Consider the following 20513-nt stretch of genomic DNA (forward strand, 5'->3'; position numbering starts at 1 on the left):
TTCACCGGGCCAACCGTACGGGCCACCAGCAGGGCCGGAGGCCTACGCCGCCGTGGCCAGGTGCTCGCGCGGTACGAACTGCACGTGCTGCCGTCCCCGGCGCAGGTCGAGCTTGAGCCGCAGGTTCGCGGCGCGGGCCAGCATCAGTGCGACGCCGACCGCGGCCGTGGCGCACACCACGCCGCCGATGGCCAAGCTGAGCCGGACCCCGTACTGGTCGGCGAGCCAGCCGAACAGGGGCCCGCCGAGTGGCGTACCGCCCGTGAACACCATCATGAACAGGGACATGACGCGGCCCCGCATCTCGGGGTCGGTCGCCATCTGCACGGACGAGTTCGCGGTCACGTTGACCGTGAGGCCGAGGATGCCGAGCAGCACGATCAGCGGCGCGAAGACCCAGACGTCGGGCGCGAACGCGGCGACGACCTCCAGGACACCGAAGCCGACCGCGGCTCCGGCGAGGACGCGCAGCCGGGTGGAGCGGCGCCGGGCGGCGAGCAGCGCGCCGGCCAGCGAGCCGAGGGCCATGAGCGTGTTGAAGGCGCCGTACATGCCGACCCCGCCGTGGAAGACGTCGTCGGCGTAGGCGCTCAGCCAGATCGGGAAGTTGAACCCGAACGTGCCGACGAAGCCGACGAGGACGATCGGCCAGATCAGCTCGGGGTGCTTGGAGACGTAGGTGAGGCCCTCGCGGAGCTGGCCCTTGCCGCGCGGGGCGCGCGGGGTGTGGTGCAGCTCGCGGGTGCGCATCAGGCAGAGGCTGGTGAGCGGGGCGAGGAAGGACAGGCCGTTGGCGAGGAACGCCCAGCCCGGACCGACGGCAGCGGTGAGTCCACTCGCGACCGCGGGACCGATCAGGCGTGCCGACTGGAAGTTCGCCGAGTTCAGGCTGACCGCGTTGCGGACCTGGTCGGGGCCGACCATCTCGGAGACGAAGGACTGGCGGGTCGGGTTGTCGACGACGGTGACGAGGCCGGTGAAGAAGGCCGCGAGGTAGACGTGCCAGACCTGGACGTTCCCGGTGAGGGTGAGCGCGGCGAGGAAGAGCCCGGACAGGCTCATGGCGCCCTGGGTGACGAACAGGAGGTTCCGCTTGGCGAAACGGTCGGCTATGACGCCGCCGTAGAGGCCGAACAGGAGCATCGGCAGGAACTGCATGGCCGTGGTGATACCGACGGCGGCCGAGGAGCCGGTGATGCTGAGCACCAGCCAGTCCTGGGTGATGCGGGCCATCCAGGTGCCGGTGTTGGAAACGACGGCCCCGGTCGCGAAGAGCCGGTAGTTACGGATCTTCAGCGAGCTGAACATCGAGCTCTTGCGGGGGCGGTCGGTCGTGTCGAGGGCGGCTGGTGCGGGGGCGGAGTCTGCTCCGGGTCCCGTACTCAATGCGGGTTCGCCTCCTTGGCGGCCGTGAACGGCAGGTCGGCGGGCGCCCCTGGGCCTGTCGTCAGATTCCCGTCGTCCGCCCGGAGGGCGGGAATCTGACGACAGGCCCTAAGGGCCTTACAGGTGGGCGAGCTTCTCCAGGACGGGGGCGGCGGCGCGGATCTTGGCCCACTCGTCCTCGTCCAGGTTCTCCACGAGCGAGGCCAGCCACGCGTTGCGCTTGCGGCGGCTCTCTTCGAGCATGGCCTCGGCCTGCTCGGTGGAGGTGACGACCTTCTGTCGCCGGTCCTCGGGATGCGGCTCAAGACGGACGAGCCCCTTGGCTTCGAGCAGCGCGACGATGCGGGTCATCGACGGCGGCTGCACGTGCTCCTTGCGGGCGAGTTCGCCCGGAGTCGCGCTGCCGCAGCGGGCGAGGGTGCCGAGCACCGACATTTCTGTGGGGCTCAGCGACTCGTCGACCCGCTGGTGCTTGAGTCGGCGCGACAGGCGCATCACCGCTGAGCGCAGTGCGTTCACTGCGGCTGCGTCGTCACCATGGGAGAGGTCCGGCATGTCCTTAGCCTAACTCATTACTCTCTCTAAAGACCAGCCGAGTTCCCGTAACTCCCCCACTGAATCCTCCGGCACCCCCTCCATCACCCGTATGAGTGATGTGGCCACGAAAAGTGACACACGGGCGGACAGGGGCCCGCGACCCTGTTGCGCATGGGATCGACAGTGCTCAGCCTGCGGATAGACGGTGAGCTGCTCGACCGGCTCAAGACCCACGCCGCCAAAAGAGGAATGAGCGTCCAGGACTATGTGGTCCGGACGCTCATTCGAGACGACTTCGACGAACGCTTCGCGACGTCCGTCGAGGAGACAGAGAAGTTCTACGGGGCGGCGTGACTCCTCCGCCTGCGGGCCGTCTGTGGCCGGTCGCGCAGTTCCCCGCGCCCCTGGCGCCCCTTCAGGGCGCTCAGGTCAGACCCAGCGCCCAGGACGCTCAGGTCAGACCCAGCGCCGGCATCAGGTAGTAGAAGGCGAAGACCGCCGCGACGATGTACATCGCGACCGGCACCGTACGGGCGCGGCCCGCCGCGATCCGCAGCAGGGTGAAGCTGATGAAGCCGATCCCGATGCCGTTGGTGATCGAGTACGTGAACGGCATCATCACCATCGTCAAGAAGGCCGGGATGGCGATCGTGTAGTCGCTCCAGTCGATGGCACCGATCGAGCCCGACAGGATCAGGAAGCCCACCGCGAGCAGCGCGGGCGTGGCCGCCTGGGACGGGACCATCGTGGCGATCGGCGTGAGGAACAGCGCGACGGCGAACAGACCGCCGGTGATCACGTTGGCGAAGCCGGTGCGTGCGCCCTCGCCGACGCCGGCGGTGGACTCCACGAAGCAGGTGGTGGCCGACGAGGACGAGGCGCCGCCCGCGGCGACGGCGATGCCGTCGATGAAGAGGACCTTGTTCATGCCGGGCATCTGACCGTCCTTGTCGGTCAGCTTGGCCTCGTCGCTGACGCCCATGATCGTGCCCATCGCGTCGAAGAAGCACGACAGCAGCACGGTGAAGACGAAGAGGACGCCGGTCAGCACGCCGACCTTGTCGAAGCCGCCGAACGGGCTGACCTGGCCCACCAGCCCGAAGTCCGGCATCTCGACCGGGTTGCCGGGCCACTTGGGCGTCGTCAGACCCCAGCTCGGGACGTTGGCGACGGCGTCGATGACCATCGCGACGAGCGTCATGACGACGATGGAGATCAGGATGGCGCCCGGCACCTTGCGCACGATCAGGGCGAGGGTGAGCAGCACGCCGAGCACGAAGACGAGGACGGGCCAGCCGTTGAGGTGACCGTCGGCGCCGAGCTGGAGCGGCACCGTGGTGTGCGCGGCGTCCGGGATGCGGGAGACGAAGCCCGAGTCGACCAGGCCGATCAGCATGATGAACAGGCCGATACCGATCGCGATGCCCTTGCGCAGGCCGAGCGGCACGGCGTTCATGACGCGCTCGCGCAGGCCGGTCGCCACCAGGAGCATCACGACGAAGCCCGCGAGGACGACCATGCCCATCGCGTCGGGCCACGACATGCGGGGCGCGAGCTGGAGGGCGACGACCGTGTTCACGCCGAGTCCGGCGGCGAGCGCGATCGGGACGTTGCCGATGACGCCCATGAGCAGGGTCGTGAAGGCGGCGGTGAGCGCGGTCGCGGTGACCAGCTGGCCGTTGTCGAGCTGGTGCCCGTACATGTCCTTCGCGCTGCCGAGAATGATCGGGTTCAGCACGATGATGTAGGCCATCGCGAAGAAGGTGGCGAAGCCGCCACGGATCTCGCGGCTGACCGTCGAGCCCCGCTCGGAGATCTTGAAGAAGCGGTCGAGGCCGTTCGGGGGGGCCGACGGCGGCTCGATGAGATCGACCGGTGCGGGGGCCGAGCTGGACATGGATGACCTCTGAATCGGTGTGCTGGTGGGGGGCTGTTTGGCGTTTCCTACGAACAGAAGTAGCCAGACACAGGCCGTTTCAGTATGAACATATGAGCAAGAAATGGCTATCTCCGCGCGTAGACCCTTGCCCCATAAGGGTTCCGGGGCGACTGGAGACGACGTTTCGTGCTCCTCGTAAGCTGTGCGCATGGAGAAGTGGACCCCCAAGCACGAGGCACCCGAGCCCCTCGAAGGGCCCGTGGTCGCCACCATCACGGGCGGCACGATCCTGTGGTTCGTCCTCTTCCTGGTGCAGCTGCCGTTCTACGGCTGGTTCGACGACCACGGCCACACCTGGTGGATCTGGACCTGCCTGGCCGGCGCCGGGCTCGGACTCATCGGCATCTGGTACGTACGGGGGCGCGACGCGGCGCTCAAGCGCGCGGCCACCGAGGCGGGCCCGGCACCCGAATAGCGGCCGGCGCACCGCCCCCGTACGACCACGGGACCGGCCCCCCTCGCCGCCACGTCCTCCCCGAGTCGGATCTTTGGCGCACCCGAGGGGTGAAGCCGCAAATCCGCCCTTACTGTCGTTTGCATGACGCACATCGACGCAGGCGCCGAGCTGGACCCGGTCCACCCGGTGCCGGTCCCCCAGCGGGCCAGGGGGCTCACCACCGGCGAGGTGGCCGAGCGCGTCGCGCGCGGCGAGGTCAACGACATACCGGTCCGCAGCTCCCGCTCGACCACCGAGATCATCCGCGCGAACGTCTTCACGCGGTTCAACGCGATCATCGGCGTCCTGTGGCTGATCATGCTGTCCGTCGCGCCGTTCCAGGACAGCCTCTTCGGCTACGTCATCCTCGCGAACACCGGCATCGGCATCATCCAGGAGCTGCGCGCCAAGAAGACCCTCGACTCACTCGCCGTCATCGGCGAGGCGAGACCGACGGTCCGGCGCGACGGGCAGGCCACGGAGATCTCCACCTCCGAGATCGTCCTCGGCGACCTCATCGAGATCGGCCCCGGCGACAAGATCGTCGTGGACGGTGTGTGCGCCGAGGCCGACAGCCTGGAGATCGACGAGTCCCTGCTCACCGGCGAGGCCGACCCCGTCGTCAAAAAGCACGGCGACCCGGTCAGGTCCGGCAGCTTCGTCGTCGCCGGCGGCGGCGCGTTCACCGCGACGAAGGTCGGCCGCGAGGCATACGCGGCGCAGCTCGCCGAAGAGGCCAGCCGCTTCACCCTCGTCCACTCCGAGCTGCGCACCGGCATCTCGACCATCCTCAAGTACGTCACCTGGATGATGGTCCCGACCGCGACCGGCCTCGTCATCAGCCAGCTCGTGGTCAAGGAGAACGACTTCAAGGACTCCGTCGCGCGGACCGTCGGCGGCATCGTGCCGATGGTCCCCGAAGGGCTCGTCCTGCTCACCTCCGTCGCCTTCGCGATCGGCGTGATCCGCCTCGGCCGCAAGCAGTGCCTCGTCCAGGAACTCCCCGCCATCGAGGGCCTCGCCCGCGTCGACACCGTCTGCCTCGACAAGACCGGCACCCTCACCGAGGGCGGCATGGACATCACCGAGCTGCGCCCGCTCGGCGACGCCGAGGAGGGCTACGTACGCAAGGTCCTCGGCGCGCTCGGCGAGTCCGACCCCCGGCCCAACGCCTCGCTCCAGGCGATCATCGACGCCTACCCCGACAGCGAGGAGTGGCGCTGCACCGAGTCGGTGCCTTTCTCCTCCGCCCGCAAGTACAGCGGCGCCGCGTTCAGCGAGGGCGACGGCACGAACAGCGCGTGGCTGCTCGGCGCGCCCGATGTACTCCTGCCGGCCGGGCACCCGGTGCTCGCCGAGACCGAGGAGCTCAACCACCAGGGCCTGCGTGTCCTGCTGCTCGCCCGCGCCGCCGGCGACCTCGACGACCCGGCGGTCAAGGAGGGCGCCGAGGCCGTCGCGCTGGTCGCGATGGAGCAGCGGCTGCGGCCCGACGCGGCGGACACGCTGCGGTACTTCGCCGACCAGGGCGTCCACGCGAAGGTCGTCTCCGGGGACAACGCGGTGTCGGTGGGCGCCGTCGCCGGGAAGCTGGGCCTCGCGGGCGCGCAGGACACGGTCGACGCCCGCACGCTCCCCGCCGACCAGGCCGGGATGGCGAAGGCGCTGGACGAGAACACGGTGTTCGGCCGCGTCACCCCGCAGCAGAAGCGCGACATGGTCGGCGCGCTGCAGTCCAAGGGGCACACGGTCGCGATGACGGGCGACGGCGTGAACGACGTGCTCGCCCTCAAGGACGCCGACATCGGCGTCTCGATGGGCTCGGGCTCGGAGGCGACCCGGGCCGTGGCGCAGATCGTGCTCCTCAACAACAGCTTCTCCACGCTGCCGTCGGTCGTCGCCGAGGGCCGCCGCGTCATCGGGAACATCACGCGCGTCGCGTCCCTGTTCCTCGTGAAGACGGTCTACTCGGTGCTGCTCGCCGTCCTCGTCGTCTGCTTCCAGATCGAGTACCCGTTCCTGCCGCGGCACCTGACGCTGCTGTCGACGCTGACGATCGGCGTCCCCGCGTTCTTCCTGGCTCTCGCGCCCAACAAGGAGCGCGCCAAACCGCAGTTCGTGAAACGCGTGATGCGGTATGCGATCCCGGGCGGCGTCGTCGCCGGAACGGCCACCTTCGTGACGTACGTGATCGCCCGGCACTACTACACGGGATCCGGCGCGCTCGACGCCGAGACGAGTTCGGCGACGCTGACGCTGTTCCTCGTCTCGATGTGGGTGCTCGCCATCATCGCGCGGCCCTACACCTGGTGGCGGGTGTGCCTGGTGGCCGCGATGGGCGCGGCGTTCCTGCTCGTCCTCGTGGTGCCGTGGCTCCAGGACTTCTTCGCGCTGAAGCTGGTGGGCGCGTCGATGCCGTGGACGGCGGTCGGCATCGCGGCGGTGGCGGCGGTCGCCCTGGAATTCGTATGGCGTTGGGTCGACCGCCGCTTTCCCGTGTGAGGGGCCCCGCGTGACGGACTACTGCACGTCGACGAAGTCGCTCGTGGAGGTCACGGCCGGGGTGGTGGAGGTGCCGGCGAGCTGTAGCGCCAGTACCCGTCCGAGGCCGCCGTCACGGTGGTCTTCAGGCCAGTCTTGCCCTCAGTCGAACCAGCGGTCCCGCGCCAACTCCGCCGTACGCGACGGGTCTTCGAGCAGGGCCGCGACCTCGAAGCGGCGCGGCCACTGCCCCGCCGCCCACGCCAGGCCCGCCGCCACGCCCTCCAGGGTCGAGGCGTGGACCGTGCCGTCGGGCGTGCGCCGCCAGTCGACCTCCACCCCGGCGACGAACAGCTCCTCGTGCTCGACGTACGCCTGCGGAGTCGCCGGTCCGAGCAGGGTCCGTACGGACTCCGGCACCGGATGTTCGGCGCCCTCCTGCGTGACCTCGGCGTCCGCGGTCGCGCTCAGCCGCCGCACCTGGAACAGGTCCGCCAGGTCCGCGGCCCGCCCCGGACTCACCGGCAGCAGCGCGAGACCCCCGCTCAGGGGCAGCAGATCGGGCGCGTCCGCGACGACGGCGTCGGCCGCGTCCACGACCCTGACCTCGCCGTCCACCACGGCCCGCAGCTCGTCGGGCAGGGTCACCTGCTCCGGGTCGAGATCGGCCAGCGCCCCGTACAGGGCGTGGAGTTGGGACGCGCCGACCTCGCGCTCCGGGTCGGCGAGACGGTCGAGGAGCTCGGCCGCGCCGCCCGGCTCGTCCAGGAGCGCGGCGACGGAGGTGCGCACGCCGAGCGCGCGCAGCACCTGCTCGTCCTCGAAGCCGGTCGCGTCCGCCGGGTCGTAGAGCCCGGCGAGCAGCGGGTCACCGCCGGCCGCGCGCAGACCGGCCGGCCGGCGGCCGTCGAGAACGGGGTGGTCACGCAGCCACCACGCCGTGTACGGGCGGACGATCTCGTGCGTGCCGTCGGGCAGCAGGACCCGTACGGGCTGGGTGAGGGCGTCGCGCAGCGGCGGGCGGGAGAGGAGGGCGAGGGCCTGGGGCCAGCGGTCGTCGTCGACGAGGTCCAGGTCGCGTACGGCGATGAGTTCCGTGGCGACGGGCGGCACGGGGGTGTGGGGCAGCCGGTCGAGTACGTCCTCGCACCACACGTCGACCGCGTCGAGCAGGCCCGCGTCGTCCGGCTCGGCGAAGTCGCCTTCGCGCGGGTCGAGTTCGTCCGGGTCGAGGACCACGTCGGTGGCGCGGACCAGGGCGAACCCGGCAAGGACACCGCATGCGGCGAGCGGCTGCTCGCCCCACCGCTCGGCGAGGTCGCCGTCCACCATGGCGAGCTCACCCTCGCGGACGACCTGCGCGAACGGGCTGCCGGGCAGCACGAGTTCACCGGCGGGCGCGAGTTCGCCCTCGTCGTCGGGCAGCGCGAGCGCGCCCAGCCACGGCTCGTCCCCGGGCTCCAGATTCGCGTCCCGTACGAGGGTGAGGACCAGCTCGGCCAGCTCGTCCACGCCGACCGGGCCGTCGTCGTCGAGGGACCATGCGTCGTCGTCGAGCGAACCGGCGACGGCCGCCCGCACCTGAGGGGTCGTCAGGACGGCGCGGGGCGTCGCGGGCAGCGCGCCCAGCTTCTCGAGCAGGGGGTGCGCGGCGTCCACGTGGGCGACCTTGAGGCCGAGCCGGGCGAGCGTCTCGCCCGGTGTCACGTCCGGCATGGGCAGCAGCACCTGCCGCGGCCCGATCGTCGTACGCCCCCCGGCCAGCGGCACCGGAAGCCCGGTGAGCCGGTCCGGGTCGACGCCCGCGAGGCTGTCGTACAGGCGCCGCCACCAGCCCGGTTCCTTCTCCAGACCGGCGAGCCGGTCGACGGCCTCCGTCAGCGGGACCCGGGCGACCTCCAGGGTCCGCAGCTCGACGCGGCGCTCCAGGCCCGCGGGCAGCAGGCTCGGCAGGACCTCGGCGAGGACCTTCACGGTCTCGGCGCCGGCACCCTCGACGACCTCGGCCTCGCGCGGCCGCAGCGTCTCGGGCAGCCCGTCGGCGTCGTCCTTCGCGCGCGGCAGCGCGGGCGGCAGGAACGCGGTGCGGGGCAGCCGGGCCAGGATCGCGCCGCGGAGGCTGCCGTCCAGCTCGCCCCGGCCGAGCGGGCCCGGCACGAGGCCGAGGATGGCGGGGCTCACCGGGCGCCATCCGGCGAGGAGTTCGGCGTAGGCGTCGGCGGCGCGCTCCACCAGGAAGTCGGTGAGCGGTCCGGGGGCGGCGTGCCGCCGGGTCGTGTCGAGGGGGAAGGACGCGATGAGCAGAGCGGGCACGCCGAGCGGCTCGTCGCTGGGGGTGGGCGCGTGCAGCACGGGCGCGCTGCGGGGCGGCTCGGGGGCGCCGTCCGCGTCCACCGGCACGGCCCAGGTCACGGACCAGTGCGGGCGAAGGCGCTCTTCGAGGGGCCGGTCGGCGAGGAGTGCGGCGTCGAGCGGGCCGTTGCGGGTGAGGACGCACCAGCGGGTCGTGACGCTCTCGCGCCTGCCGGACACGGCATCCTCGCGCTCGTCGTCCACCGCCACGTAGGGTCCGTCGGTCCTGCGGCGCAGGATGCGCGTACCGGACTCGGTCTCCACGACGATCTCGTCGAGGCCGGGCAGGGCGAGGAGCAGTGTGTCGTCGATGGCGTCGATGAGCCGCGCCGCGAGCGCCTGTGCCGCGGCGTCGCGCAGCGGCAGGATCACGACGGTGCCGTACGGGTCCGGGGCGGAGCCCTCCGCGGCGAACGGGAGCCTGAGCAGCGGCACATGGCCGTCCCGGCGGCGCAGTTCGTCGCCGAGGCCGGGACTGTGCCGCGCCGTGTCGGCGGCGAGTCCGCGCGCGTCGGTGAGCGACCAGCGCACCCCGCCCGTGCGGCCGACGACCGCGGGCTCGTCGGTCACGGCGAGAACGGCGGCGAACCCGACGCCGAACCGGCCCACCGCGCCGTCGCCCTGCTCGCGCTTGGCGGAGGCCCGCAGCGTGGACAGCGACTCGACACCGGCGGCGTCCAGCGGCGCGCCGCTGTTCGCGGCGACGAGCACACCGTCGCGCAGGGTCAGGGAGAAGCGACCACCTGAGGTGCCGCCCGCGCGGCCGGCGGCGTCGGCGGCGTTCTGGGCAAGCTCGACAACGAGCCGGTCGCGGTAGCCGCCGAGGGCGAGGTCCTCCTCGGCGTTGGCGTCCTCACGGAAGCGGGCCGGGCTGCCTGCCCATGCATCGAGAACCCCACGCCGCAGACGGGCCGTCCCGAACGGATCCATCCCCTCGGCTGCCGGGCGCACGATCTTGCTCACGCTCACGGTGTGGTCTCCCTCTGCCGTTCACCCAGGCCAACCCTGGCGACGCAGACGCTACCGCGCTCGCGGAAAGAGAACTGCGAGGGCTACGAGTGGCCCAGGTCCTCCGTGCCGTCCGGGGTCGTCGGGACCGAGCCCGAGTCTGCCGACGGGCGCAGGGGGAACGGGTCCACGCGCGTTTCGTCGATCACCGGCAGGGCCGGGCGCGGGGGCTTCGGCATGACGGCCGCCTCGGAGTGGCCACCACAGCCGTACGAGAGGGAGACGACCCGGCCGTCCGCCGGGGAGAACTCGTTGCCGCAGACGCCGAAGGCCTGGCCGAGCGAGCCGCCGATCGGGGCGAGGAATCCGCAGGACACGCAGGTGGCGGGCGCCGCCTGTGCCATCGGTGTCTTCGCCCCGTACGCCTCGTCCCAGCGGTCTGCCGCGACGTGGAGGCCGTACCGGGACAGGACCCGGGCGCGCCGCAAGCCGAGCTCCTCGGCGACCGACGCGATGGAGCCGCGCTTGGGCGCGACCGGCAGTTCGGCGGGCGGTCCCGCCGTCAGTTCGGCGTCCTCCGCGTCGGCGAGTTCCGCCATCTCACCGGACACCGCGGAGTTCGGCGGGGGCACGTCCTCACCCGAATAGCCGGGCTCGAGCCGAAGATCCTCGGCGTCGGTCGGGAGCAGGTCCCCGGGGCCCATGTCGCCGGGCCGCAGCCGCTCGCTCCACGGCACCCACTCGGGGGCGAGGAGCGCGTCGGGGCCGGGCAGCAGAACCGTCTCCGCGAGGGTGACGACCTTGGCGCGGGAGGCACGCGCGACCGTCACGGCCCACCGCCAGCCGCGGTAGCCGAACTCCTTGCACTCGAAGAGATGCGTGACCACCCGGTCGCCCTCGACGACGACGTCGACGTGCTCGCCCACGACTCCTGGCGCGGCGGCCTCCTCGGCCGCGGTCCGCGCGAGGCCTACCGCCTCGGCGCACAGACGGTCAGGGGTGCGGCTTCGCGTTGTCGCTGCGCTCACAGGTATCGCTTCTCTCCTACGCCGTCTCACGAGTGCGCCACCCTTGCGCGGGGGTACGGACGGAGCGGACCAGGGGGCCGCGTCGACGTCCGCGCCCGAACGCCCTCGGGCGCACCTACGTCACCCATTCTGCGGGATGACCGAGAGGCGCGCGGCCGAGGACAGCTGCCGCAGGCGCGTTACGCACGCTACCTTCTCCCGGCCCGTGCGCCCACACCGACGTACAACTAGCTGTGTCCCGCACCACGCGGCGGGGCGGTTCCGAGGGGCCGTACCGGCGACCCGCTCGGCCGATATCGGCACTAGTCACCACCTTCCGGGGGCACTATGGCTGAGTGACTTCCGCGAGGTCTTCGGCGCGCGCAGCAGGCGGATCGGGCCCGGTACTCAGGGCGGTCCGCGGTCTCGGGCGCGCCCTGCACCTGCCGTTCACCGGCACGGCGCGCGGGATTCGCAAAGCGACCCACGCGCACGGCGCGGGCGAGTCGGGTCTGGGAAAACTGATCGAACTGCACGCGGTGAACGGCGCCGGCGACGTCATGATCACCATCGCGCTCGCGTCCACGGTGTTCTTCTCGGTGCCGACGGACGAGGCGCGCGGGCGCGTCGCCCTGTACCTCGGCATCACGATGGCGCCCTTCACGCTCCTCGCACCCGTCATCGGGCCGCTCCTGGACCGGCTGCCGCACGGGCGGCGCGCCGCGATGGCCGCTTCGATGCTGGCGCGGGCACTCCTCGCGATCGTGCTGTCCGGGGCGGTGGTCAGCGGGGGCGTGGAGCTGTACCCGGCGGCGCTGGGCGTCCTGGTGGCGTCCAAGGCGTACGGAGTGGTCCGCAGCGCCGTCGTGCCGCGTCTGCTGCCGCCCCGCTTCTCCCTGGTCAAGGCCAATTCGCGGGTGACGCTCGGCGGACTCCTCGCCACCGGTGTGGCCGCTCCGGTCGGCGCCGGGCTCCAGATGCTCGGGCCGCGCTGGCCCCTCTACGGCGCGTTTGTGATCTTCATTTCGGGGATGGTGCTGTCCTTCCAGCTGCCGCACAAGGTGGACTCCGCGAAGGGCGAGGGGAAGGCGCTCCTGGCGGCCGACGAGCAGCATCTGCACGGCCCGCACAAGGAGGCCACCAAGCAGAAGCGCCCGGGTCTGCGCACGGTCGGCCCGGCCGTGACGCACGCGCTGTTCGTCAACGCCTCGCAGCGCTGCCTCTCCGGCTTCCTGATCTTCTTCCTGGCGTTCCTGCTGCGCGAGCACCCCATGTCGGGGCAGAGCGCCGCCGTGTCGCTCAGCATCGTCGGCGTCTCGGCGGGCGCGGGCAATGCGCTGGGCACGGCCGTCGGGGCGTGGCTCAAATCACGGGCGCCCGAGATCATCATCGTGACGGTGGTGGCGGTGGTCCTCGGCGTGGCGATCACGGCCGCGCTGTTCTTCACCGCGTTCCTCACGGCGTGCCTTGCGGCCGTCGCCGGGTTCGCGCAGGCCCTCTCGAAACTGTCCCTGGACGCCCTGATCCAGCGCGACGTCCCGGAAGAGGTCCGCAACTCCGCGTTCGCCCGCTCCGAGACCCTCCTCCAGATGGCGTGGGTCCTCGGCGGCGCCATCGGCATCGCGCTGCCGCTGAACGGAGCACTGGGCCTCGGTGTCGCCGCGGCGATCGTCGGAACGGGCTGGCTGACGACCGTACGGGGCCTGCTGGCCGCCGCGCGCCACGGCGGCCAGGCACGCAGCCGCGTGGCGTGAGGGACGGCCGGGAGAGCGGGAGATCCGCCCCGGATGGCGTGAGCATGCGGCACGCCGCACCCGCATGGCGAGTGTGCGCGGGCCGCCAGATAGCCTGCCCGCATGACCTCCCTGCGTTTCACCGTGCGAAACCGCCGCACCGTGGCAGCCGCCGGCGCCGTCGCTGCCGGGCTGCTCGTCCTCTCGGCCTGCGACAAGCCGACGCCGCTGGCGACCATCACGGTCGGCCGCTCCACGGTGACGACGGAAGCAGCCTGCTACAACGACGGCAAGGCCCTGGACGCCGCCGCGCTGAAGGACTGCCTCAAGAACAAGGACATCAAGTCCATCAAGGTCGACCCCGACGCGACGGTCCGCTTCGGCGTCGACCCGGACATCGCGGAGAAGGGCTGGACCCTGCTGATGAACGGTCAGCCGCTGACCGACGCCAGCAAGAAGACGTACCGCACCGTCCCGGGCAGCGTGTTCTTCAACCAGCAGTACGGCGCCACGGGCAGCTCCACGACGGTCTCCATCGTCGAGGGCAGCGGCTCGAAGGCGACCGGCCTGTGGTCGTTCAAGCTCAAGAAGGACGCCTGACGGACAGCGGGCGGGTCCTGATCGCCACCGCCGTCCCCGCGGAGCGGGACGCGGTGGCCAGGGGCCTGTCCGAGGCGGGCGCCGCGCACCCTGCCGTCGATGTCGTCGCGGTGGGCGTCGGGCCCGCCGCCGCGGCGGCCGGTACCGCCACCGCCCTCACCACCGCCGCCCTGTCGGGGCGGCCGTACGGCCTGGTCGTGTCCGCCGGCATCGGTGGCGGGTTCCAGCCGGACGCCCCGCTCGGCTCCGTCGTCGTCGCCGACGCGCTGACCGCCGCCGACCTGGGCGCCGAGACCCCCGACGGCTTCCTGCCCGTCACCGAGCTCGGCTTCGGCACGGTCACACACCGCCCGCCGCCCTCCCTCGTACGGGACGTCGCCGCGGCCACCGGTGCGCTCACCGGCACCGTCCTGACCGTCTCCACCGTGACGGGCACCGCGGCCCGCGCCGCCGAGCTGCAACGCCGTCACCCCGGCGCCGCCGCCGAGGCGATGGAGGGCTTCGGGGTCGCCGAGGCGGCCGCGGCGCACGGCGTGCCCGTCCTGGAGATCCGCGCGGTCTCCAATGCCGTCGGCCCCCGCGACCGCGCGGCCTGGCGCATCGGCGACGCACTCGCGGCGCTGACCGAAGCGTTCGGGAAGTCCGCGCCCGTACTGGAGAGTTGGAACCGCACATGACGCACCCCGAAGAACTCCGGATCGCCTTCTCGCCCTGCCCGAACGACACGTTCGTCTTCGACGCGTGGGCCCACGGCCGCGTCCCCGGGGCGCCCGCCCTCGACGTGACCTTCGCCGACATCGACATCACGAACGGCGTCGCCGAGCGCCGCTCCCCCGACTTCGACGTGCTGAAGGTGTCGTACGCCGTCCTGCCGTACGTCCTCGACGACTACGCGCTGCTGCCCTGCGGCGGCGCCCTCGGCCGTGGCTGCGGCCCCCTCGTGCTCACGCGCGAGCCCGGGGTCGACCTGACCGGCAAGACCGTAGCCGTGCCCAGCGAGAAGTCGACGGCGTACCTGCTGTTCCGCCTGTGGACCGCGGACGTCGTGCCCGGCGGGGTCGGCGAGATCGTCGTGATGCCGTTCGACGAGATCATGCCCGCCGTGCGGGACGGCAAGGTCGACGCCGGACTCGTCATCCACGAGGCCCGCTTCACGTACCAGAACTACGGTCTGCACTCCCTCGCCGACATGGGCGAGCACTGGGAGAACACGACCGGACTGCCCATCCCGCTCGGCGCGATCATCGCGAAGCGGAGCCTGGGCGAGGACCGCCTGCGCCAACTCGCCGACACGGTCCGCACGTCGGTACGCATGGCCTGGGACGACCCGGAGGCCTCCCGCCCCTACGTCCTCGAACACGCCCAGGAGATGAACCCGTCCGTCGCGGACCAGCACATCGGCCTGTACGTCAACGAGTTCACAGCCGACCTCGGCGAGAACGGATACGCGGCGATCCGAGGCCTGCTGACCCGCGCCGCGGCCGAGGGCCTGGTCCCCGCACTTGGCCCCGGCGCCCTGTCCTTCCCCTGAACACAGCGGCCGGACGCAGTCCGCCACAGCCGCCCGAAGCCTGCGAAGCAACGCGAGGACGGCAGAAAAAAAGAGGCCGCCGCGATCCGCGGCCTGCTGACCCACGCCACGGCCGAGGGCCTTGTGCCCGCCCTCGGCCCGGGTGTGCTCGCGTTCCCGTAAGGCCGTCAGACGTCCAACTGGTCGGCCACCGCCCGCAGCAGGCCCGCGATTTTCGCGCCGGAGGCCTTGTCCGGGTAGCGGCCCTTTTCCAACATCGGCGTGATGTTCTCGAGGAGCGTCGTCAAGTCCTGGACGATCGAGGCCAGTTCGTCCGGCTTGCGGCGCTGTGCCGCGGCCACGGACGGGGTCGGATCGAGGATCGTCACGGAGAGCGCCTGGTCGCCGCGCTGTCCCGCGACGACGCCGAACTCGACACGCTGGCCCGGCTTGAGAGCGTCCACGCCGTCGGGAAGTACGGAGGAATGCACGAAGACGTCGCCGCCGTCGTCGCGGGAGAGAAAGCCGAAGCCCTTCTCGCTGTTGAACCACTTGACCTTGCCGGTAGGCACGTGAAGTCCTCGTCCTCGTACTCGTCATGCCGTTCCGAGCGATGAAGAACGGCGCTGAAAACGGCTCTGGATAGCACTGCAGCGGGCCGCCCGACCCGCCGGCACCAGGCTAATGGTCCAGGAGCCGGTGACAAGACGGCCCGAGGAACCCGGATTGTTCCTTCGCGCTGGGAACTACCCTGGTCGGGTGCGTGACAAAACCCAAGCGAATTCCGCCGGACCCGGCGACGGCCTCGTCAAGGCCGGCGGCATCGTCTTCATCGTCGGAGCCGTGGCCACTCTGGTCACGATGGCCCCTCTGTTCCTCGGAACCGACCCGTTCCCGCCCGTCGCCTACGCGGTGTGCATGCTGATGGGCGTCGGCTTCCTGATCTCCGCGGCCGGAGTGCTGCGCGGGATCGCCGTGCAGCGCCGTCAGGCCCGCTCGGCGACGTAGGCCTTCAGCCAGGCGGGGAACTCCGTCAGATCCGTGAGCACCACGTCCGCGCCGGCGGCGCGCAGTTCGGCCGCGTCGCACGGCCCGGTCGTCACCGCGACGGACAGCGCCTCGGCGGCACGGGCGCCGCGCACGTCGCCGGTGTGGTCACCGACGTAGACGGACGCGCCGTGCTCGCGCAGCGCCGTCGCCTTGCCCTCGGCCCACAGATTGCCGATGACCTCGTCGGCGGCGATGTCCAGGTGTTCCAGGTGGAGCTTCGCGCTGGGCTCGTACTTCGCCGTCACGACGATCGCCCTGCCGCCCTCCGCGTGCACCGCGGCGACGGCCTCGTGCACGCCCGGCATCGCGTACGTCCCGGTGATGGCGTGCGCGGGGTAGAGCTCCCGGTAGAGGTCGGCCATCTCCGGGATGCGTTCCTCGGGGAACCAGTAGGCCAGCTCCTGCTCCAGCGGCGGGCCGAGCCGCGTCACGATGAGATCGGCGTCGAGCCGCGCGCCGGTGCGCCGGGCGAGTTCCAGCCATGTGTCCCTGATTCCCGGCCGTGAGTCGATCAGCGTCATGTCGAGGTCGAAGCCGACCGTCGGTCCCGAAGCTGATCCGTTCGCGCTCTCGTATGCACCCATGGGAGCCATTGTGCCTGGGCGTACGATTGCCGCTTAGCTAAGCCTTACCAACCTCGGATTGGTCCATGGGTCAGATCTCAGCCGCCCCCGCCGCGCGGCGACGCATCGTCTGGACGGCGGCCGCGCTCGTGGCCCTCGTTCTCGCGGTCCTGTTCAGCCTCGCCGTCGGCGCCCGCGCGATCGCCCCGTCAGCGGTCCTCGATGCGCTCGTGCACGGCGGCCACAGCGACGATGCCGAGGTCATCAGGGGTCTGCGGCTGCCGCGCACGCTGGTCGGCCTGATGGTGGGCGCCGCGCTCGCCCTCGCCGGGACCGTCCTCCAGGGCATCACCCGCAACCCCATCGCCGACCCCGGGATCCTCGGCATCAGCCAGGGCGCGTCCGTCGGCGTCGTCCTCGCGATCGCGTTCGCCGGCATCCACACGCTCACCGGCTACGTCTGGTTCGCGTTCGCGGGCGCCGCGCTCGCGTCCGTCGCCGTCTACGCCATCGCCTCCGGCGGGCGCGGCGGCGCGACGCCGGTGAAACTCGCGCTCGGGGGCGCCGCGGTCAACGCGCTCCTGGTCTCCGTCACCACGGCCGTCCTCACCACGAAGGCGTCCGCGCTTGACGAGTTCAGGTTCTGGCAGGTGGGCTCGCTGTCCGGCAGAGACGCGCACATCGTGGGCCAGATCTGGCCGTTCCTCGTCGTCGGCGTGCTCCTCGTGCTGTCCGTCGCGCGCGGCCTCGACGCGCTCGCGCTCGGCGAGGACGTCGCCAAGGGCCTCGGCCAGCGGGTCGCGACCGTACGGATCGTCGGCGGCCTCGGCGCGACCGTCCTCACCGGCGTCGGCGTCGCCGCCGCCGGACCGATCGCCTTCATCGGCCTGGCCGTTCCGCACATAGCCCGGGCCGTCGTGGGCAGCGACCACCGCTGGGTCCTGCCGATGGCGGCCCTCATCGGCCCCGTCATGCTCCTCGTCTCCGACACCGTGGGCCGCGTCGTCTTCCCGCCGAGCGAGGTGCCCGCGGGTGTGATGACCGCGCTGATCGGCGTCCCGTTCCTCGTCACCCTGGTCCGGCGCAAGGCGGTCCCCGCATGAGTACGACCACCGCGCCCCGGGTCCGCCCCGCCGGGTACTCCGTCGTCCGGGCGGGCGGCGCCGCCTTCCTCCTGCACCGCAGGGCCGCCGTCGCCGCCGCGTCCCTCCTGGTCCTCCTCGCGGTCGCCTGCCTCGCCTACCTCTGTGTCGGCGAGTCGTTCATCGCCCCCGGCGAAGTCCTCAGGGTCATCACCGGCCGGCCGTCGCCGGACGAACTCGTCGTCGGCACGCTGCGCGCCCCCCGCATGGTCGTCGGCCTCCTGGCCGGCGCCGCGTTCGGCGTCGCGGGCGCCCTCATCCAGACCGTCGCCCGCAACCCGCTGGCGTCCCCCGACATCATCGGCATCAGCCAGGGCGCGAGCGCGCTGACCGTCGGCGCGATGACGTTCGGCGTCACGTCGTACGCGGTCCTGCCCTACCTCTCCGTACTCGGGGGCCTCCTCGCGGCGCTCCTCGTGTACGCCTTCGCGTGGCGCGGCGGACTCCACGCGACGCGCTTCGTCCTCATCGGCATCGGCTTCGCCATCGCGCTGCGGTCGGTGACGACGCTCTTCATGACGAAGGGCGACTACCTCGTCGCCCAGCAGGCGCAGATCTGGATGACGGGCTCGCTCAACGGCCGCGGCTGGGCGGAGGCCGCCCCGCTCGGCCTGACCCTCCTCGTCCTCGTCCCGTTCGTCGCGTGGGCCGCGCGCGCCCAGCGCACCGTGGCCATGGACGACGACACGGCGACCGCGCTCGGCGTCCGCCTCGGCCGCGTACGCCTCGGCCTCGTCCTACTGGGCGTCGTCCTCGCGTCCGTCGCGACCGGCGCCGCCGGGCCCGTCGACTTCGTCGCGCTCCTGGCCCCGCAGATCGCCCGCCGGGTGACCCGTACCGCCCAGATCCCGCTCCTGTGCTCGGCGCTCCTGGGCGCGTTCATCGTCGTCGTGGCCGACCTGCTGGCCCGGCGCCTGTTCTCGCCCACCGAACTCCCGGTGGGTGTCCTCACGGCCGCCGTCGGGGCGCCGTACCTGATCTGGCTCATCATCCGCAGCCGCACGGGAGGAAACCGGTGACCCGGCTCAGCACCAGCGCGCTCACCCTCGCCTACGAGGACCGCACCGTCGTCCACGACCTCGACCTCGCCGTCCCCGACGGCCGCGTCACCGTCATCGTCGGACCCAACGCCTGCGGCAAGTCGACCACGCTGCGCGCCCTCGGCCGGCTCCTCAAGCCGAAGAGCGGCTCCGTGCTCCTCGACGGCGAAGCGCTCACCAAGCTGCCCACCAAGAAGATCGCCCAGCAGATCGGGCTGCTGCCGCAGACGCCCGTGGCGCCCGAGGCGATCACCGTCGCCGACCTCGTGGCCCGCGGCCGCCAGCCCCACCAGCACTGGTGGCAGCAGTGGTCCGACGCCGACGAGCGCGCCGTCACCGAGGCCATGGAACGCACCGACGTCGCGGCCCTCGCGGAGCGCTCCGTCGACGAGCTCTCCGGCGGCCAGCGCCAGCGCGTCTGGATCGCCATGGCGCTCGCCCAGGAGACCGAACTGCTGCTCCTCGACGAGCCGACGACGTATCTCGACATCGCCCACCAGGTCGAAGTCCTCGACCTCGTACGCCAGTTGAACCACGACAAGGACCGCACCGTCGTCCTCGTCCTGCACGACCTCAACCAGGCGGCGCGCTACGCCGACCACCTCGTCGCCATGAAGTCCGGCCGCGTCGTCGCCGAGGGCCCGCCCGCCGAGGTCGTCACGGCGGATCTCGTACGGGAGGTGTTCGGCCTGGACTGCGTGGTCGTCCCCGACCCCGTGACCGGCTCCCCGCTGATCGTGCCCGGCGCCCCCTGGCAGGCCGGCGCCCGGTCCGGCGCTCCGTCCGACGCCCTTTCCCGAAAGGCAGCCTCATGACCCGCAGCGCCCGCCCCGCCCTGACCGCCGGTGCCCTCACCCTGACCGGCGCCCTGGCCCTGACCGCCTGCGGCTCGCCCGACAGGGACTCCGGCTCCGACGCGGCCGGGTCGGCATCCCTGAAGACGCACACGGTCAGTACGGCGATGGGCGACGTGAAGGTGCCCGAACACCCCACCCGCGTCGTCGTCCTGGACACCGGCGAGCTCGACTCCGCGCTCACCCTCGGCGTGAAGCCCGTCGGCGCGACGCACGCGGCGACGGAGGAGGGCTTCCCGTCCTACCTGCCCAAAGACGAGGTGAAGGGCATCAAGGAGGTCGGCGAGATCGCCAACCCCGACATGGAGGCCGTCGCCGCCCTCGAACCCGACCTCATCCTCACCAGCAAGGTCCGCGACGGCGCCCGCTACAAGCAGCTCAGCGCCATCGCCCCGACGGTGATGACGGAGTCCACCGGCACCGCCTGGAAGGAGAACTTCCAGGTCCACGCCGACGCGCTCGGCAGGAAGGCCGAGGCGAAGAAGGCCGTCGCCGGCTACGACGCGCACGTCGCGAAGGTGACCACCGCGATCGGCGGCAAGGAGAAGGCCGCCGCGACGGACATCAACTTCGTCCGCTTCGTCGAGGGCGCCGACATCCGCATCTACGGCAAGCAGAACTACATCGGCTCGATCCTCGCCGACCTGGGCGTCGGCCGCCCCGCCCTCACCGACAAGGCCAAGGACGGGTTCTCGTACGACGTGAGCCCCGAGAAGATCGACCTCGCCGACGCGGACGTCATCTTCACCTCGACCTACGGCGACCCGGGCAAGGCCAAGGCGACGCAGACGATGAAGAGCGGCCTGTGGAAGAACCTCACGGCGTCCAAGGACGGCAAGGTCTTCAAGGTCGACGACAACCTGTGGATCGCGGGCATCGGCTACACCGCCGCGCACCAGATCCTCGACGAGTTCCAGAAGGACCTGACCGCCTGA

At 71.7% G+C, this 20513-nt stretch carries 19 protein-coding genes; 12 read left to right on the forward strand and 7 right to left on the reverse strand.

Annotated elements, in window-relative coordinates; genetic code table 11:
* Window positions 1–42 precede the first annotated feature (42 nt).
* Window positions 43–1386 (reverse strand): MFS transporter, encoded by a 1344-nt coding sequence (locus ACY0PA_RS19885; RefSeq protein ID WP_473085886.1) that lies wholly within the window; start codon window positions 1384–1386, stop codon window positions 43–45.
* Between the two features lie 117 nt (window positions 1387–1503).
* Window positions 1504–1941, reverse strand: coding sequence for a MarR family winged helix-turn-helix transcriptional regulator (locus ACY0PA_RS19890; RefSeq protein WP_100595753.1), 438 nt, complete (start codon window positions 1939–1941; stop codon window positions 1504–1506).
* Between the two features lie 153 nt (window positions 1942–2094).
* On the opposite strand from ACY0PA_RS19890, the gene ACY0PA_RS19895 reads away from it, so the two are divergent.
* Complete coding sequence (locus ACY0PA_RS19895; RefSeq protein WP_383086450.1) at window positions 2095–2277, forward strand: ribbon-helix-helix protein, CopG family; 183 nt, start codon at window positions 2095–2097, stop codon at window positions 2275–2277.
* Between the two features lie 97 nt (window positions 2278–2374).
* On the opposite strand, the gene ACY0PA_RS19900 is transcribed toward ACY0PA_RS19895, so the two are convergent.
* The gene (locus tag ACY0PA_RS19900) at window positions 2375–3820 is read right to left on the reverse strand and encodes an NCS2 family permease (RefSeq protein WP_473085887.1); all 1446 of its coding nucleotides are present in this window, start codon (window positions 3818–3820) and stop codon (window positions 2375–2377) included.
* Between the two features lie 190 nt (window positions 3821–4010).
* Between ACY0PA_RS19900 and ACY0PA_RS19905 the strand changes: the two genes are divergently transcribed.
* Together ACY0PA_RS19905 and ACY0PA_RS19910 are read left to right on the forward strand one after the other, a co-directional pair.
* Window positions 4011–4277, forward strand: coding sequence for a DUF2530 domain-containing protein (locus ACY0PA_RS19905; protein ID WP_473085888.1), 267 nt, complete (start codon window positions 4011–4013; stop codon window positions 4275–4277).
* Window positions 4278–4400: 123 nt separating this feature from the next.
* Window positions 4401–6800, forward strand: a complete 2400-nt coding sequence (locus ACY0PA_RS19910) for an HAD-IC family P-type ATPase (RefSeq protein WP_473085889.1) — start codon at window positions 4401–4403, stop codon at window positions 6798–6800.
* A 141-nt stretch (window positions 6801–6941) separates the two neighbouring features.
* Here ACY0PA_RS19910 and ACY0PA_RS19915 read toward each other — a convergent pair whose 3' ends face one another.
* A complete protein-coding gene (locus tag ACY0PA_RS19915) occupies window positions 6942–10094 on the reverse strand; it encodes a sacsin N-terminal ATP-binding-like domain-containing protein (RefSeq protein WP_473086375.1) in 3153 nt (1050 codons plus the stop codon).
* Window positions 10095–10183: 89 nt separating this feature from the next.
* Window positions 10184–11107, reverse strand: a complete 924-nt coding sequence (locus ACY0PA_RS19920; protein WP_473085890.1) for a DUF3027 domain-containing protein — start codon at window positions 11105–11107, stop codon at window positions 10184–10186.
* Window positions 11108–11442: 335 nt separating this feature from the next.
* Here ACY0PA_RS19920 and ACY0PA_RS19925 point away from each other — a divergent pair, with 335 nt between their 5' ends.
* The 4 genes from ACY0PA_RS19925 to ACY0PA_RS19940 all read left to right on the forward strand — a co-directional run bounded on the left by ACY0PA_RS19925 (window position 11443) and on the right by ACY0PA_RS19940 (window position 14950).
* Window positions 11443–12840, forward strand: a complete 1398-nt coding sequence (locus ACY0PA_RS19925) for an MFS transporter (RefSeq protein WP_473085891.1) — start codon at window positions 11443–11445, stop codon at window positions 12838–12840.
* Between the two features lie 102 nt (window positions 12841–12942).
* Complete coding sequence (locus ACY0PA_RS19930) at window positions 12943–13419, forward strand: DUF2771 domain-containing protein (RefSeq protein WP_473085892.1); 477 nt, start codon at window positions 12943–12945, stop codon at window positions 13417–13419.
* Window positions 13389–14096: a futalosine hydrolase gene (locus tag ACY0PA_RS19935; RefSeq protein WP_406105795.1), complete on the forward strand. Its 708-nt coding sequence runs from the start codon at window positions 13389–13391 to the stop codon at window positions 14094–14096. The genes ACY0PA_RS19930 and ACY0PA_RS19935 overlap by 31 nt, the downstream gene beginning before the upstream one ends.
* Complete coding sequence (locus ACY0PA_RS19940; protein WP_473085893.1) at window positions 14093–14950, forward strand: 1,4-dihydroxy-6-naphthoate synthase; 858 nt, start codon at window positions 14093–14095, stop codon at window positions 14948–14950. The genes ACY0PA_RS19935 and ACY0PA_RS19940 overlap by 4 nt, the downstream gene beginning before the upstream one ends.
* Window positions 14951–15117: 167 nt before the next feature.
* On the opposite strand, the gene ACY0PA_RS19945 is transcribed toward ACY0PA_RS19940, so the two are convergent.
* Entirely contained in the window at window positions 15118–15501 is a 384-nt protein-coding gene (locus tag ACY0PA_RS19945; protein WP_100595742.1) for a cold-shock protein, read from the reverse strand.
* Between the two features lie 154 nt (window positions 15502–15655).
* Between ACY0PA_RS19945 and ACY0PA_RS19950 the strand changes: the two genes are divergently transcribed.
* On the forward strand, window positions 15656–15937 hold the full coding sequence (locus ACY0PA_RS19950; protein ID WP_473085894.1) for a hypothetical protein: 282 nt from the start codon (window positions 15656–15658) through the stop codon (window positions 15935–15937).
* Here the strand turns inward: ACY0PA_RS19950 and ACY0PA_RS19955 are convergent.
* On the reverse strand, window positions 15916–16572 hold the full coding sequence (locus ACY0PA_RS19955) for an HAD family hydrolase (RefSeq protein WP_473085895.1): 657 nt from the start codon (window positions 16570–16572) through the stop codon (window positions 15916–15918). The genes ACY0PA_RS19950 and ACY0PA_RS19955 overlap by 22 nt on opposite strands.
* Window positions 16573–16628: 56 nt before the next feature.
* Here ACY0PA_RS19955 and ACY0PA_RS19960 point away from each other — a divergent pair, with 56 nt between their 5' ends.
* The 4 genes from ACY0PA_RS19960 to ACY0PA_RS19975 are packed head-to-tail and all read left to right on the forward strand — an operon-like array spanning window position 16629 to window position 20513.
* Entirely contained in the window at window positions 16629–17645 is a 1017-nt protein-coding gene (locus ACY0PA_RS19960) for a FecCD family ABC transporter permease (RefSeq protein WP_473085896.1), read from the forward strand.
* Entirely contained in the window at window positions 17642–18703 is a 1062-nt protein-coding gene (locus ACY0PA_RS19965; protein ID WP_473085897.1) for a FecCD family ABC transporter permease, read from the forward strand. Before ACY0PA_RS19960 ends, ACY0PA_RS19965 begins: the two co-directional genes overlap by 4 nt.
* Window positions 18700–19539 (forward strand): ABC transporter ATP-binding protein, encoded by an 840-nt coding sequence (locus tag ACY0PA_RS19970; protein ID WP_473085898.1) that lies wholly within the window; start codon window positions 18700–18702, stop codon window positions 19537–19539. The genes ACY0PA_RS19965 and ACY0PA_RS19970 overlap by 4 nt, the downstream gene beginning before the upstream one ends.
* Window positions 19536–20513 (forward strand): ABC transporter substrate-binding protein, encoded by a 978-nt coding sequence (locus tag ACY0PA_RS19975; RefSeq protein ID WP_473085899.1) that lies wholly within the window; start codon window positions 19536–19538, stop codon window positions 20511–20513. Before ACY0PA_RS19970 ends, ACY0PA_RS19975 begins: the two co-directional genes overlap by 4 nt.

This window comes from Streptomyces sp. DS1-CR2 (assembly GCF_055760475.1).

What these genes read in the sequence shown, in the direction of transcription:
- ACY0PA_RS19895 (WP_383086450.1), top strand. Translation starts at nt 2,095, where the DNA reads ATGGGATCGACAGTGCTCAGCCTGCGGATAGACGGTGAGCTGCTCGAC.
- ACY0PA_RS19890 (WP_100595753.1), bottom strand. Translation starts at nt 1,941, where the DNA reads ATGCCGGACCTCTCCCATGGTGACGACGCAGCCGCAGTGAACGCACTG.
- ACY0PA_RS19910 (WP_473085889.1), top strand. Translation starts at nt 4,401, where the DNA reads ATGACGCACATCGACGCAGGCGCCGAGCTGGACCCGGTCCACCCGGTG.
- ACY0PA_RS19975 (WP_473085899.1), top strand. Translation starts at nt 19,536, where the DNA reads ATGACCCGCAGCGCCCGCCCCGCCCTGACCGCCGGTGCCCTCACCCTG.
- ACY0PA_RS19940 (WP_473085893.1), top strand. Translation starts at nt 14,093, where the DNA reads ATGACGCACCCCGAAGAACTCCGGATCGCCTTCTCGCCCTGCCCGAAC.
- ACY0PA_RS19930 (WP_473085892.1), top strand. Translation starts at nt 12,943, where the DNA reads ATGACCTCCCTGCGTTTCACCGTGCGAAACCGCCGCACCGTGGCAGCC.
- ACY0PA_RS19900 (WP_473085887.1), bottom strand. Translation starts at nt 3,820, where the DNA reads ATGTCCAGCTCGGCCCCCGCACCGGTCGATCTCATCGAGCCGCCGTCG.
- ACY0PA_RS19965 (WP_473085897.1), top strand. Translation starts at nt 17,642, where the DNA reads ATGAGTACGACCACCGCGCCCCGGGTCCGCCCCGCCGGGTACTCCGTC.
- ACY0PA_RS19905 (WP_473085888.1), top strand. Translation starts at nt 4,011, where the DNA reads ATGGAGAAGTGGACCCCCAAGCACGAGGCACCCGAGCCCCTCGAAGGG.
- ACY0PA_RS19960 (WP_473085896.1), top strand. Translation starts at nt 16,629, where the DNA reads ATGGGTCAGATCTCAGCCGCCCCCGCCGCGCGGCGACGCATCGTCTGG.
- ACY0PA_RS19955 (WP_473085895.1), bottom strand. Translation starts at nt 16,572, where the DNA reads ATGGCTCCCATGGGTGCATACGAGAGCGCGAACGGATCAGCTTCGGGA.